At 70.0% G+C, this 12,726-nt stretch carries 14 protein-coding genes; 5 read left to right on the top strand and 9 right to left on the bottom strand.

The features are described 5' to 3' along the window. Positions 1-7: 7 nt before the first annotated feature. Complete coding sequence (locus tag ACPW96_RS09535; RefSeq protein ID WP_425820136.1) at positions 8-409, top strand: PPOX class F420-dependent oxidoreductase; 402 nt, start codon at positions 8-10, stop codon at positions 407-409. Between the two features lie 86 nt (positions 410-495). On the opposite strand, the gene ACPW96_RS09540 is transcribed toward ACPW96_RS09535, so the two are convergent. From ACPW96_RS09540 to ACPW96_RS09550, 3 genes are all read right to left on the bottom strand, one after another. Further along, positions 496-1,377: an LLM class flavin-dependent oxidoreductase gene (locus ACPW96_RS09540; protein ID WP_425882856.1), complete on the bottom strand. Its 882-nt coding sequence runs from the start codon at positions 1,375-1,377 to the stop codon at positions 496-498. A 168-nt stretch (positions 1,378-1,545) separates the two neighbouring features. Next, positions 1,546-2,220, bottom strand: a complete 675-nt coding sequence (locus ACPW96_RS09545) for an Hsp20 family protein (RefSeq protein WP_425882857.1) — start codon at positions 2,218-2,220, stop codon at positions 1,546-1,548. 125 nt (positions 2,221-2,345) lie between these two features. Then, positions 2,346-2,729: a hypothetical protein gene (locus ACPW96_RS09550; protein ID WP_425820133.1), complete on the bottom strand. Its 384-nt coding sequence runs from the start codon at positions 2,727-2,729 to the stop codon at positions 2,346-2,348. Between the two features lie 116 nt (positions 2,730-2,845). Here ACPW96_RS09550 and ACPW96_RS09555 point away from each other — a divergent pair, with 116 nt between their 5' ends. Then, a complete protein-coding gene (locus ACPW96_RS09555; RefSeq protein ID WP_425882858.1) occupies positions 2,846-4,123 on the top strand; it encodes an FAD-dependent oxidoreductase in 1,278 nt (425 codons plus the stop codon). 56 nt (positions 4,124-4,179) lie between these two features. On the opposite strand, the gene ACPW96_RS09560 is transcribed toward ACPW96_RS09555, so the two are convergent. Next, a complete protein-coding gene (locus ACPW96_RS09560) occupies positions 4,180-4,365 on the bottom strand; it encodes a DUF1918 domain-containing protein (protein WP_425882859.1) in 186 nt (61 codons plus the stop codon). 134 nt (positions 4,366-4,499) lie between these two features. Continuing rightward, on the bottom strand, positions 4,500-4,901 hold the full coding sequence (locus ACPW96_RS09565) for a RidA family protein (protein ID WP_425820130.1): 402 nt from the start codon (positions 4,899-4,901) through the stop codon (positions 4,500-4,502). Positions 4,902-5,012: 111 nt separating this feature from the next. Here ACPW96_RS09565 and ACPW96_RS09570 point away from each other — a divergent pair, with 111 nt between their 5' ends. Further along, complete coding sequence (locus ACPW96_RS09570; protein ID WP_425882860.1) at positions 5,013-6,203, top strand: aminotransferase class I/II-fold pyridoxal phosphate-dependent enzyme; 1,191 nt, start codon at positions 5,013-5,015, stop codon at positions 6,201-6,203. A gap of 21 nt (positions 6,204-6,224) precedes the next feature. Here the strand turns inward: ACPW96_RS09570 and ACPW96_RS09575 are convergent, their stop codons facing one another. From ACPW96_RS09575 to ACPW96_RS09590, 4 genes are all read right to left on the bottom strand, one after another. After that, a complete protein-coding gene (locus ACPW96_RS09575) occupies positions 6,225-8,123 on the bottom strand; it encodes a choice-of-anchor Q domain-containing protein (RefSeq protein WP_425882861.1) in 1,899 nt (632 codons plus the stop codon). Between the two features lie 470 nt (positions 8,124-8,593). Further along, positions 8,594-9,667 carry a redox-regulated ATPase YchF gene (gene ychF / locus ACPW96_RS09580; protein WP_425882862.1) on the bottom strand — a complete coding sequence of 358 codons (1,074 nt, stop codon included), beginning with the start codon at positions 9,665-9,667 and terminating at the stop codon, positions 8,594-8,596. Positions 9,668-9,720: 53 nt separating this feature from the next. Next, positions 9,721-9,888, bottom strand: coding sequence for a hypothetical protein (locus tag ACPW96_RS09585; protein ID WP_425882863.1), 168 nt, complete (start codon positions 9,886-9,888; stop codon positions 9,721-9,723). Continuing rightward, on the bottom strand, positions 9,885-10,634 hold the full coding sequence (locus ACPW96_RS09590; protein ID WP_425882864.1) for a class I SAM-dependent methyltransferase: 750 nt from the start codon (positions 10,632-10,634) through the stop codon (positions 9,885-9,887). The genes ACPW96_RS09585 and ACPW96_RS09590 overlap by 4 nt, the downstream gene beginning before the upstream one ends. A gap of 68 nt (positions 10,635-10,702) precedes the next feature. Between ACPW96_RS09590 and ACPW96_RS09595 the strand changes: the two genes are divergently transcribed. Together ACPW96_RS09595 and ACPW96_RS09600 are read left to right on the top strand one after the other, a co-directional pair. Further along, positions 10,703-11,323 carry a 3'-5' exonuclease gene (locus ACPW96_RS09595; protein WP_425882865.1) on the top strand — a complete coding sequence of 207 codons (621 nt, stop codon included), beginning with the start codon at positions 10,703-10,705 and terminating at the stop codon, positions 11,321-11,323. Between the two features lie 67 nt (positions 11,324-11,390). Further along, on the top strand, positions 11,391-12,716 hold the full coding sequence (locus ACPW96_RS09600) for a DNA recombination protein RmuC (RefSeq protein WP_425882866.1): 1,326 nt from the start codon (positions 11,391-11,393) through the stop codon (positions 12,714-12,716). Positions 12,717-12,726 lie beyond the last annotated feature (10 nt).

Raw genomic sequence — 12,726 nt, forward strand, 5'->3', positions numbered from 1 at the left:
ACGAGGGATGGGCACTCCGGCATCCCTCACCCTCGACGGCCAGCGGTTCGTCGCCGACCGCCATCTGGCGACCCTCTCCACGATCGGCCCGTCGGGCGGCATCCACGTCGTCGCCGTCGGCTACACCTTCGTGGACGGGTTCGTGCGCATCATCACGAGCGACGGCAGCCAGAAGGTGCGCAACGTGGAGCGCGACGGGCGGGCGACCGTCGCGCAGGTGTCCGGGCCGCAATGGCTGAGCATCGGCGGCGTGGGCGTGATCGAAAGGGATGCCGACTCCGTGGCACTCGCCGTGAGCCTGTACGCCGCCCGCTACCGCCAGCCCCGGGTGAACCCACGTCGCGTCGTGATCCGAGTCACCCCGGAGCGGATCCTCGGTTCCGCCGGGCTGTTCGCGAGGAGTGACTGAGCCCCCGCGGGACGCACGGGCAACTCGCAGCCGGACACCGCCGAGCCGAGGCGCGCGGTGGGTGCTGAGTCGAGTAAGGCGCCGGCTCAGAGCACGCGGCCGGCGACCTCCGCGACCTGGCGCATGAAGGGGGCGAGGTCGGACTCGTCCGCCAGCGGCTGCAGGATCACCGCGTCCGCGCCGGCGTCGTAGAACTCCTCGACGCCCGCCGCCACCGCGGCCGCCGTGCCGGACAGGATGCGGTCGGTCTGTCCGGCCATGTCCCAGCGCTCCAGCTGTGCGGTCACGCGCGCACCGGCATCCGTCCCGAACGCGACCGCGACGTAGACGACGACCGGCTGCGCGCCGGTTCGTCCCGCGGCACTGGCACCCTCGCCGATGAGCGCGACCGCTTCGGCGACGCGGGCCGGACTCGTTCCGCCCGTCAGGATGGTGCCGTCGGCGACCTCGCCGGAGAGACGCAGCGTCTTGGGACCCTCACCCGCCGCGTAGACGGCCGGCGGCGACGTGGGCGGCCAGTCCAGACGCACGTCGTCGAGTCGCACGTAGCGGCCCTGGGTCGACAGCGTCTCACCCCGGAGGAGCGCACGCAGCGCGGGCGCGTACTCGCGCATCAGCGTCAGCGGCGATGCCACCCGGGCGCCGACCTGCCCCATCCACGACAGCACGCCGTGCCCGACACCCGGCAGCAGGCGGCCGGGGAACATCCGCTCGATCGTCGCGATCTCCATCGCGGTGATCGCGACATTGCGCAGCGGCATCGGGGCGATGCCGATCCCGACCTGGAGCCGCTCCGTCCAGGCGAGGGCCGCAGCGGCGCTCGAGAACCCGGCTTCGCGGAAGCAGTCTTCCCAGAGCCACAGCTCGGACACGCCGGCGTCCTCGGCCGCCTCCACAGCGGCGCGCAGGTCTTCCGGGGGCAGGTCGGGAATGAAGATGGCGCCGATGCGGCGCTGTCCGGATGTCATCGGCTCAGGATGGCACAGGGAGCCGACACGTGCGGAGGGATCCGACACGTGCAGAGGGAGCCGACACGTGCGTCGTTCCGCGTCGGCCGGCGAACTTCCGCTCGCGCTCGCAGCATCTGAGACGGTGTGGACTCGAGATCCCGGGGACGAGGGAGGTGACGGGTAACGTCAGGGCCCCGTAGACGGTGCCGTTCCCCGCGAGCCGGACGCCGAGTCCGGCGCGGGGCCCGCCCCGTAGCCGACTTCGCCGAGCGGTGCCGTGTCACCCGGTTGCGCGGCCTGCTCGGAGCTGTGCTGCGGTTGCTGTCCGGAGCTCTCCTGCGCTTCCGGTCCCGCGCCCTGCGGCTGTTCCGGGGTCTGCTGCCCTCCCTGTTCCGCGCGCTGCTGCGCACCCTGTGAGGCCTGGCCCTCTTGCGGAGATTCGGTGCTGATCGGGACACGCCGCGGAGACGGCGCCTCCACCAAGGGCACCGTCACCCTGAGCACGCCCTCGCGGAAGTCGGCGGAGATGGCCTGCTCGTCCGCGCGCTCGGGCAGCACGATGCGCCGGTAGAAGCTCATGCTGCTCTCGCGCACCAGATAGCGCTTCTCGGCTTCTTCGTCGCGCTCGCGCCGCTCGGCCCGGATCACCAGCGCGGCTTCGTCGACGCTGATGTCGATGTCGTCGAGGGCGAAATTGGGCAGGTGCGCCTCGACCACCATCCGCTGATCGCCCTCGGTGTAGACATCGGTCGTGAGCACGACCGCGCCCCGAAGCGGTGACAGGAAATCCTCGCCGAAGAACGAGCGCTGGAGCGCCTTGAGTTCGGAGAAGGGGTTGTACTTCACGGTTCCACGGGCCATTTCAATCCTCCTTTTCGGGATGTGGTGGCAGCACGCTACGAACCGTCGCCGAGCGGCGAGAGGGGGTTGCGCTCGGCCACGTCAAGTGCTTCGCGACGAAACCCCGTTCTCTCGCCCGGGCGCCCTCAGCGATCGGTCTTCTTCGCGTTCCAGTCGGTGAGGTTGTACACGGTGATCAGTGCAGCGCCGAGACCCAGCCAGTACCAGCGCCCGCGCTTGTCGCGCACCACGCCCGCGGCCAGCGGGGCCAGCAGGTACAGCGGCACACTGCTCTTGTCGATCGTGCCGTGCACCTTGAAGGGCACGACCTTCTGCACGGCCAGTGGCTGGGTCGTGACCGAGTTGAGTGCGCCCTGGATGACGCCGAAGGCGGCGAACACGCCGATCAGCGACGGGCGCAGCTTGAGCAGACCCGGCAGCACGAGGTTACCGGCGGCGAGACCGTAGTCGATGATGCCGTGCATGCGGGGCGTGATGGGCTTGCCAGGAGTTGATGTCCTCTTGTTCATGCCGACACTGAACACGACCGTCCGCACGTTCCGCAGGGGCTTGCGCACGGCGTGTGCACTCGGTATCGGCGGGTCGCCCCCGTCCCGCCTGTTCAAGGGGCACCTATCGTGGAAGCGTGGAGGCTCACGACGTCGTCGTTCTCGGTGCGGGGCTGGCGGGCCTGCGGTGCGCCGCGCGAGTCGCGCAGGCCGGCCACGATGTCGTCGTACTGGAGGCGGAGGAAGTCGTCGGCGGACGTCAGCGTACGGACGCCGTCGATGGCTTTCTCCTCGACCGCGGCTTCCAACTGCTGAACCCGGCCTACCCGGCCGTCAAACGGTGGGTGGATGTCGACGAGCTGCGACTGCGGTCGTTCCCCGTCGGCGTCGCGGTCCGGCGCGAGAAGGGCCTCGTCGAACTGAGCGATCCCCTTCGTCGCCCGTCCGGTCTGCCGGCCACGGTTCGAAGCGGCCTGCTCGGGCCGATGGATGCCGCCGCGCTCGCCCGCTGGGTCCTGCCCGTGCTCCTCTCGCCTCGGGCGGTGATCAGGGGGGCGGATCGCACACTGCGCGAAGGCTGGGACCGCGTCGGCCTTCGAGGACCTCTCCGGAGGGAGGTGCTGGAACCGTTCCTCGCCGGAGTGCCGGCCGAGGATCGTGGAGAGACCTCCGACAGTTTCACCCGCCTCCTGATCCGGATGTTCGTGCTGGGCGCTCCGGGGGTGCCGGAGCAGGGAATCGCCGCCGTGCCGGCGCAGCTCGCCCGGACGGCTGCCATGGCGGGAGCCGACATCCGACTCGGGATGCGGGCAGGAGGTGTGGGGAGACGAGACGGCATCGCGCATATCGACGTCGAGGGTGCGGATGCGATCGCCGCGCGCGCCGTGGTGGTCGCCGTCGGCCCCGACCGGGTCGCGGACCTGACGGAGCTTCCGCGTCCCACGACCAGAGGGCTCCAGACATGGTGGTTCGCAGCCGACGCCGCGCCCACGGCATCCGGCATGCTCGCCGTCGACGGCCGCCGAGCGGGTCCCGTGGTCAACGCCGTTGTGATGTCGCACACCGCACCCTCATACGCCCCGGCCGGGAGGCACCTCATCTCCGCGACCTGCCTGCTGTCCTCGCGAGCCCGCACCGATCCGGGCTCCGCTCCGCAGGAAGCCGACGTGCGTCGTCACATCGGCGAACTGTGGGGCACCGCGGCCGACGACTGGCAGCTGCTCCGCCGCGACGACATTCACGACGCCCTGCCCGCCCAACCGCCGCCGCTTCAAACCATCAGCTCCACGCGGCAGGGCGATGGCGTCTATGTCGCGGGCGATCACCGCGATACCCCCTCCATCCAGGGAGCGCTGGTGTCCGGTGAACGCGCGGCTCGGGCGGTGCTCGCCGATCTCGCCTCGCGGGGCGCGTGACAATCGACCGCGCCCATGACCGCGCCGGCTCCTGTCGGGCCGAGCGAGCGAATCCGTCAGTCCGCGTGCACGAGTTCGCAGTCCGCCCCCGGCGCCAGGATGGTCTCATGGCCGTCGTCGTACCGCACGACGAGCAGCGGGCTCTCCTTGCTCCCGCGCACATCGATGACCTCGCCCTCGCGCTCGGCGGCGCCGACGGTGCGTCCGTGTATGCGGACTCGGTCCCCCACAGTGGCATGCATGGCGAACACCTCCGCACCCAGAATATCGCGCCGATATCGACCGCACGAGGGGTGATCTCGACGCCACGACGGCCGTAGGCGCGCTGGAGCGCCGACACCTCCGTGAGGCCGACCACAACGGGGACGAGACGCCGTCAGTCGGTCGTGATGGCGGCGATCGCGCTCACCTCGATCAGCGCCCCCGGGACGCCGAGGCCCGCTACGCGCGCGGCGGTCACCAGCGGCGGGGCGCCTTCGCGTGCCAGTCGCGGTGCGATGGCGCCGTACGCGGCGCCGAGGTCGGCGCTCGTGTCGATCAGCACCGTCCACGAGAAGACGTCGGCGAGGGAGGCTCCGGCGGCTTCGAGCGCCGCTCTGGCGTTTTCCACCGCACGGACCGATTGCTCGGCGATGTCGTCGGAGACGAGCGATCCGGTGTCATCGACACCGTTCTGGCCACCCACGTAGATCATGGTCGCGTGCGGCGGCACGATGGCCACGTGGCTGAACGCAGGACTGGAGACGAGACCCGCCGGAGAGAGAAGTGAGATATCCATGCGGGCGATGATCGCAGTCGTCACCGACACCGGCCGTGGCGGTGCCGATTGACGCACCTGGCCCGACTTGGGAAGCTGACAGGGCGACGACGCGAGGCTGGGGTGATTCCTGTGGTGATATCGGCACGTGCAACCGAGGCGAAGGCGGCGGTGGACAAGGTCACCGCGTTCTTCGGACGGATCCAGGGGCTCGCGGACGATGACGACGCCCTGGATTTCACCTTCGGCAATCCCCACGAGCTGGCTCTACCAGGGCTCTCGGACGCGATGCGCGCCCAGGTCGATCCCCGGTCGGTGGACTGGTTCGCCTACAAGAGCAGCGAGCGCAGCGCGCAGGAGGTCGTCGCTGCGGGTCTGCGCGACGAGCTCGGGCTGGCCTTCGAACCTGAGGACATCGCGATGACCCAGGGCGCGTTCGGGGCGATCTCGCTCGCCTTCGCCCTGTTCGCAGACGCGGGCGACGAGGTCGTGATCCCCGTCCCCGGCTGGTTCTGCTACGAGCCGATGCTGCGTGCCGCGAACCTCATCCCCGTGCGGGCGGCACTGGACCCGGTGAGCTTCGACCTCGATATCGACGCGATCGCCCGGGCGATCACTCCGCGCACGAGCATCGTGGTCGTCAACTCACCGGCCAATCCCACCGGTCGCGTCTATCCGAGGTCGGCATGGGAGGCGCTTGCCGAGGTGCTGGAAGAGGCGTCCCGCACCCATGGACGCCGGATATGGCTCCTCTCCGACGAGCCGTACCGGCGGATCCGCTTCGACGGCGTGGATTTCGCCTCGCCGGCTGCGTCGTATCCGTGGACGGTCATCGACTACAGCTACGGGAAGGTGCTCCTGGCTCCGGGTCAGCGGCTCGGCTACCTCGCACTCTCCCCACTCATTCCCACCGAGGCGCGGGGCGAGCTCCGCGACGCCCTCTTTCCGCTGGGCCTCGCGATCGGCTGGGGATTCCCCGATGCGGTCATGCAGTATTCGGTGCCGGCGCTGGAGACGCTTTCGATCGACATGGCCGAACTCGCACGCAAGCGCGATCGGATGTACGGCGCCCTTGCGGATGCCGGAGTCGAGGTCACCCGCCCGGAGGGGACCTTCTATCTCTGGGGAAGAGCGCCGGGCGGCGATGCGCGATCCTTCTGCGACGCGCTCGAAGCGCGTGGCGTCTACGTGATGCCGGGAGCGCTCTTCGACCAACCGCATCACTTCCGGATCTCGCTCACGGCGACCATGGACTCGATCGATCGCGCCATCCCCTACCTGGTCGAGGTGGCGGCGGAGCTCAATCGGGATGCCCCACGCTGACCCTCCAGGGATGTGCCCTGCTCAACAAGAGAAGGGCTGCCCGTCCCCCGCATCCACGCAGAAGTCGTTTCCGGGACCACCGTCCAGATCGTCGCTGCCGGGACCGCCGATCAGCACATCGCGGCCGTCTTCACCGTCCAGCTCGTCATTTCCTGAACCGCCCGACAACAGGTCGTCACCGCTGCCGCCGATCAGATGGTCCGGGCCCCGTCCACCGAGAAGCACATCCCGACCGCCCAGACCACAGAGAACGTCGGCCCCGTCCCCACCGATGAGGACATCGGAACCGCTGGTTCCGGTTTGGGTGCATGCAGGGGCGACCACCTCTGCGATCTCCACGGAACCGGCCTCGCAGTTGCTTCCGACCGGCCGGATGACACCGCGCTGGTCCGCGGTGAGAACCGTGCACGCGGCGGCGGGCACGGCGCCTGCGGCGGGACTGGTGTCCAGAGGGACCCTCGTCTGGGTCGGGCCTCCGTTGTCGGTCAGGGGCCCGAGCTGCGGGTCTCCGACGTTCGTCTGATCGCCGGGGCCGGCGACGAACGCGCACGAGGTGTCGCCGCCGACGTTGAACCCCGACGAGATCGTGGTTCCGGCGATCGCGCAGTCGGTACCCCCGCCCGTGGCCCCGGCAACGATCGATGCGAAGCTCTGGAGGTCTTCCCCGGTGCCGACGTTCGCGCCCGTGGGCGCGCTGTTGCCGACCACGGTCGCGTGCCGCAGGAAGACATCGCCGGTGCTGGCGTAGATCGCGCCACCGGTCACCGCAGCGGAGTTGCCCGAGAACGTCGAGTTGTCGATGCGGACTTCGCCCGTTGCGGCGTATATCCCGCCACCTCGACCCTCCACGCCGGCCGCCGAGTTGGCGCTGAACGTCGAACCGGTGAGAACGATCTGCGCCGGAGGCGGGTCGTCCGTCAGCTCGACGATGGAGACGACCATCCCTCCGCCGGGGCCGCTGCGCGTGTTGCCCGCGACGGTCGTGTCGGTGATCGTGGCCGTTCGCCCCTCCCCAGGCTCGTCCTGGTCGACGCTCCACGCGATGCCCCCACCGGTGGTCGATCCGGAGGGCGCATTCCCGGTGATCGTGGAATCGGTGATGAGGAGGTCGCCACATGCGGAGCAGCCCACCCCGGTCCCCCCGTTGCCGACCGCGGAGGAGTTGACGAACGTGAGCACGCCCTCCCCCTGGCCGGTCGTGGACACGCCACCCTGACCGTTGTCGTTGATCGTGGAGTCGAGGATGCTGACGGCGCCGTCGACCGCGCCGATCCCTCTGCCGGTGTTCTGCGTGATGGTCGATCCGTCGACCGAGATGCTGCCGAAGGAGATCCGGATGCCGGTGCCCGTGTTCGGGCCGAGCGTGGAGTCGACGAGCGCGATGCCGGATCCGGCGATGACGTCACCGCTGTCCAGCACCGCTCCGGTTCCCGCATCGTTGCCGGAAACGGTCACGCCCGTCAGCTCGACATCCGAGTTGAAGCGCATCGCGGCACCGCTGAAGTTGTCACCACCGGTGATCGTGACGTCGCTGACCGCGACCTGCGGGGCGCTGTCGAGCTGGTCGAGAACCCGCTCGCCCGCACAGGTCTGCTCGATGATCGACCCGTGTCCGGCCAGCGTGAGGGACTCCGTGCCCGTGTGGTCGAGGTCGCCTCCGGCATTCGCATCCTCGTCGGCGCCGCACAGCGTCAGCGTGTACGTGCTGGATGCGGCGAGCTCGATGATGGTCGGGTCGACGGCCGCATTCGCCTGGGTCACCGCCTCGCGCAGCGAGACGAGGCCATCGCCGCCGTCCACGACGTCAGATGTCGTGGTGACCGTGACGGTCGCGGCCATCGCCGGGGTCGCGGTGACGAACACCGAGGTGGACGCGGCGACGAGGGCGACGAGACAGGCGAATGCGATGCGCTTCTTCATGATGAGCCCCACCGAGTGGGTCGGGCCGGCTGATGCGCCGGATCACCCGATCACACTTCTGGCCTCCAGGGTGCACCCATCCGGGCGAATCCGCCACGGCCTTCTTCACCGAAGGGCAACCTGTGGTTTCCGACTCCGCTGCCGAGCGACCGGGGCGTCGGCGCGTTTGTACCGCTCCGCTCGCTCGGAATCGTTCGCGCGTCGCGCGCTTCCGGAGGAGATTCCGCTTGGGGAGGGAGGATCCTCGTGTATTCCTCCTCCCGAGCCGGGATCTCCTCCCGATGCACGCGCGACTGGACCCTTCATGAGCCATTGAACGGCACGATGCTCGCCGCCTGGATACTCGCGGGAGACACATCGTCATCGTGGATGTACGTTGCGCGCTCGCCCGCTATCCCCTCGGCGTGAACTAACGGCGTCCACCGCCGCTCGCGGCTCCCGCGAGTTTGAGCTATCGGGCATCGCCAGATCTACACGTTGAAGCGGAACTCCACCACGTCGCCGTCCTTCATGACGTACTCCTTGCCCTCGAGCCGGGCCTTGCCGCGGTGGCGGGCCTCCAGGACGGAGCCGGCGTCGACGAGGTCGTTGAACGAGATGACCTCGGCCTTGATGAAGCCCTTCTCGAAGTCAGTGTGGATCACACCGGCGGCCTGCGGAGCCTTCCAGCCCTTGCCGATCGTCCAGGCGCGAGCCTCCTTGGGCCCCGCCGTGAGGTAGGTCTGCAGTCCGAGGGTGTCGAAGCCGATGCGCGCGAGCTGGTTGAGCCCTGATTCGTCCTGGCCGGTCGAGGCGAGCAGCTCGGCGGCGTCGGCTGGGTCGAGGTCGATGAGCTCCGACTCGATCTTGGCGTCCAGGAAGACGGCGTGAGCGGGAGCGACCAGCTCCTCGAGCGCGGCCTTGGCCGCGTCATCCGTCAACACCGCCTCGTCGACGTTGAAGACGTAGATGTAGGGCTTCGCGGTCAGCAGGCCCAGCTCGCGGATCGGCGCGAGGTCGATGCCGGACGATGACAGCAGGATGCCGCGCTCCAGCGCGTCCTGCGCGGCCTTCGCCGCCTCCAGCGCGGCCGGTTCGGCCTTCTTGGTCTTGACTTCCTTCTCGATGCGCGGCACGGCCTTCTCGAGCGTCTGCAGGTCGGCGAGCATGAGCTCGGCGTTGATGGTCTCGAGGTCGTCCTTCGGGTTCACGGCGCCCTCGACGTGCACCACGTCGTCGTCCGTGAAGCCCCGCACGACCTGGGCGATCGCGTCGGCCTCGCGGATGTTGGCGAGGAACTGGTTGCCCAGGCCCTCGCCCTCGCTCGCGCCGCGCACGATGCCGGCGATGTCGACGAACGACACGGTGGCCGGCAGGATCCGCTCCGAGTGGAACACCTCGGCCAGCTTCTCGAGCCGGGGGTCGGGCAGGCTCACGACACCGACGTTCGGCTCGATCGTCGCGAACGGGTAGTTCGCCGCGAGCACGTCGTTCTTGGTGAGTGCGTTGAAGAGGGTGGACTTGCCGACGTTGGGCAGGCCGACGATGCCGATAGTGAGAGCCACGGGCGTCAAGTCTACGTGCGACAGCCGTCGTGACCCGGCCCCGCCCGCCGCCGTCAGGGACAGACGTAGCGGAACGACGCCGTGACGTACGGCATCGCGATCGTCGGCCCTTCGGTCTGTGGATGCCGCCGCAGCCCAGCCAGTCGACCGCTTGCCGTGGATACGACGACCGCCACCTCGTAGACGCCCGCGACCCCGTCGAAGGATGCGGCATCGGTCACGGGCGCAGAGCGCGGTAGGCGCGCGTGACGTACGGCAGGTCGATGCTCGCGTCGCCCCGGAGGCCGAGCTCGTCGAACAGTCGGGCCAGTCCGGTCTCGATCGCTGCGCGATCCTCCGGCGCCGCCGTGATGATGTAGCTGCGCGAGCGCGCCATGGCCAGCAGCGCCTCACGGGTCATGGGACGTGTCCACCGCCATTCCCTGCTCTCGATCCGATCGAACGGTGCGGCGATCGGCGGATCCCCCGCGGAGAGCATCTCCTCCGCGGAACTGCCGTGCATGATCTTCGTGAGGCGGCGCACCCACTCCTGGGCCTCGTCGCGCACATTCCAGATGAGGCCGAGAACGCCGCCGGAGCGCAGCGCGCGGCCGACCTCCCGGGACCCGGCGACCGGCTCCACCCAGTGCCACGCCTGACCGAACACGATCGCGTCGAGGCCGGCGTCCGGCAGCGGCAGCGCCTCCGCCGTGCCGAGGAACGTCGGCACACCGGGAACGGCATCGCGGAGGGTCGCGAGCATGACCGCGTCGGGATCGATCGCGACCACCTCGGCCCCGGTGGCGGCGACGGCCCTGGTCAGCTTGCCCGTGCCGGCACCGACATCGGCCACGCGCAGGCGGCGCTCATGGGATGCCACCGGCTCCAGCATCCATTCGACCGCCTCGGCGGGATACTCCGGCCGTCCGGACTCGTAGGCCCCGGCCGCGGCACCGAACGACGTGGACATCTCCTCGCGACCTGCCATGTTCCGAGCCTACGACGAGCGCGGCGCGCCTACGCCGGCGCTCGCGGAGCCGGAGGAAGGCTGACCACGTGCCCTTGGATTTCACCGCGATCGACTTCGAGACGGCGAACTCCAGCACGGCATCGGCGTGCGCGGTGGGACTGGCCCGGGTGCGAGGCGGCCGCGTCGTCGCGACGGCCGGGTGGCTCATCCAGCCGCCCCCGGGGCACGACGACTTCCACCCGTTCAACACGGGCATACACGGCATCCGCAAGGCGGACGTCGCGTCCGCCAAGGGCTGGAGCGCTCAGCTCGACGACCTGTGGGGGTTCGCCGGCGCCGATGTGCTCGTCGCGCACAACGCCGGCTTCGACATGAGCGTGCTGGGCCGGGCGTGCGCGGCCACCGGCGACGTGTGTCCGCCGTACCGGTACCTCTGCAGCCTGCAGGTCGCCCGCAAGACCTACGCTCTGCCGTCGTACCGCCTGCCGTTCGTCGCCCAGGAGGCGGGCTTCGGCCCCTTCTCCCACCACGACGCGAGCGCGGATGCGCTCGCGTGCGCCCACATCGTGATCGACGCCGCCCGGCGGGCCGGAGCGATGGATGTCTCGTCCCTGGCGGAGATGACGGGCGTGCGGGTGTCGCGCATCGCGGGCCCCGACAGCGTGCCCGTGCCGTCCGTGGTCGAGGCCCTCGCCGCGGTCGCCTGAGCGGCCTTCACGCTTGCGCTGCCGGTTCCTCCGCGGCGATGTCCGAAGCCCTCGGCATGATGGAGCCATGGATCCCGTGACCGCATCGCTTCTGGCCGTCGCCTGCCTCGCGGCCGGCGGCCTCGCCGGCTGGTGCGCGCACGCGGCGCGCGCCGCCTCGGCCGGAGCGCGCACCGCATCCGATCTGCTCGCGCGCGTGGCGGCGGCCGAATCGGCGGCCATGGGCCTGCGCGAACAGCTCGACCTCCGCAACGACGAGTACCGCGAGATGATCGACCGCGCGCGCGCCGACCAGGCCGTGCATCACGAGCGAGAGCGCCGTGAAGCCGCGGTGCTCACCGCGCTCTCCCCCGTGCGCGAGACGCTCCTGTCGATGCAGCAGAAGGTGTCGGAGCTCGAACGGGACCGGCAGGCGCAGTTCGGGTCGCTCGCCGAGCAGCTCCGTCGTGCGCACGAGTCGGATGAGTCCCTGCGGGCAACGACCGAGTCGCTGGCGAGCGCACTCCGCTCCAACACCACACGCGGGGTCTGGGGCGAGACGCAGCTGCGGCGAGTGGTCGAAGCGGCCGGACTCACCCGATACGTGGACTTCGACGTGCAGACGGCGATCTCCTCGGATGCCGGCGCCGGCCGGCCCGACATGATCATCCGGCTTCCGGGCGACAAGGCCCTGGCCGTCGACGCCAAGGTGCCCCTCGACGCCTACCTCGAAGCAAGCGCGATCCCGCTCACGGCGACCGGCGACGAGGGCGCCAGGCGCAAGAACCTGCTGCAGCGGCACGTGCGCGCCGTGCGGGCCCACGTGGATGCGCTCGCCAAGAAGGCGTATTGGGCCGGGCTCAGCTCGAGCCCCGAGTTCGTCATCTGCTTCGTGCCGAGCGAATCGCTCCTCTCCGCGGCCCTGGAGGAGGATCCGACGCTGCTCGACCACGCCTTCGGCAAGCGCGTGGCGCTGGCCTCCCCCGTCAACCTCTGGGCCGTCCTCAAGACGGTCGCCTACACGTGGACGCAGCAGGACGTGTCAGACGAGGCGCGCCTGCTCTTCGACTTGGGCAATCAGCTGTACGACCGGCTCGGCGGGCTAGCCCGCCACGCCGACGATCTGCGCCGCGCCATCGAACGCACCGTCGACAGCTACAACAAGTTCGCCGGAACGCTCGAGTCCCGCGTGCTCGTGACGGCTCGGCGTTTCCCCGGCATCGACCAGACGAAGCTCGACGCCGTCGCCGAGCCTTCAGTCATCCACTCGCTGCCCCGTCGGCTCTCGGCCGTCGAGCTGCTCGAAGCCCTCGACGTTCCCGAGGTGGCCGAAGGCCAGGAACGGCTCGACGACGCGTCGGCCCCGGCGATCACAGCCGACGTGGGGACGCTCCGGTCACGCCTGGATCAGTGACGCCCGGGTG

This window comes from Micromonospora sp. DT81.3 (assembly GCF_049847225.1).
Classification (GTDB): domain Bacteria; phylum Actinomycetota; class Actinomycetes; order Actinomycetales; family Microbacteriaceae; genus Microbacterium.

Excerpts from the sequence above, each read along its gene's own strand:
- ACPW96_RS09590 (WP_425882864.1), bottom strand. The coding sequence starts at position 10,634 with ATGGCAGGTCGCGAGGAGATGTCCACGTCGTTCGGTGCCGCGGCCGGG.
- ACPW96_RS09540 (WP_425882856.1), bottom strand. The coding sequence starts at position 1,377 with ATGACATCCGGACAGCGCCGCATCGGCGCCATCTTCATTCCCGACCTG.
- ACPW96_RS09535 (WP_425820136.1), top strand. The coding sequence starts at position 8 with ATGGGCACTCCGGCATCCCTCACCCTCGACGGCCAGCGGTTCGTCGCC.
- ACPW96_RS09600 (WP_425882866.1), top strand. The coding sequence starts at position 11,391 with ATGGATCCCGTGACCGCATCGCTTCTGGCCGTCGCCTGCCTCGCGGCC.
- ACPW96_RS09560 (WP_425882859.1), bottom strand. The coding sequence starts at position 4,365 with ATGCATGCCACTGTGGGGGACCGAGTCCGCATACACGGACGCACCGTC.
- ACPW96_RS09550 (WP_425820133.1), bottom strand. The coding sequence starts at position 2,729 with ATGAACAAGAGGACATCAACTCCTGGCAAGCCCATCACGCCCCGCATG.
- ACPW96_RS09575 (WP_425882861.1), bottom strand. The coding sequence starts at position 8,123 with ATGAAGAAGCGCATCGCATTCGCCTGTCTCGTCGCCCTCGTCGCCGCG.
- ACPW96_RS09545 (WP_425882857.1), bottom strand. The coding sequence starts at position 2,220 with ATGGCCCGTGGAACCGTGAAGTACAACCCCTTCTCCGAACTCAAGGCG.
- ACPW96_RS09565 (WP_425820130.1), bottom strand. The coding sequence starts at position 4,901 with ATGGATATCTCACTTCTCTCTCCGGCGGGTCTCGTCTCCAGTCCTGCG.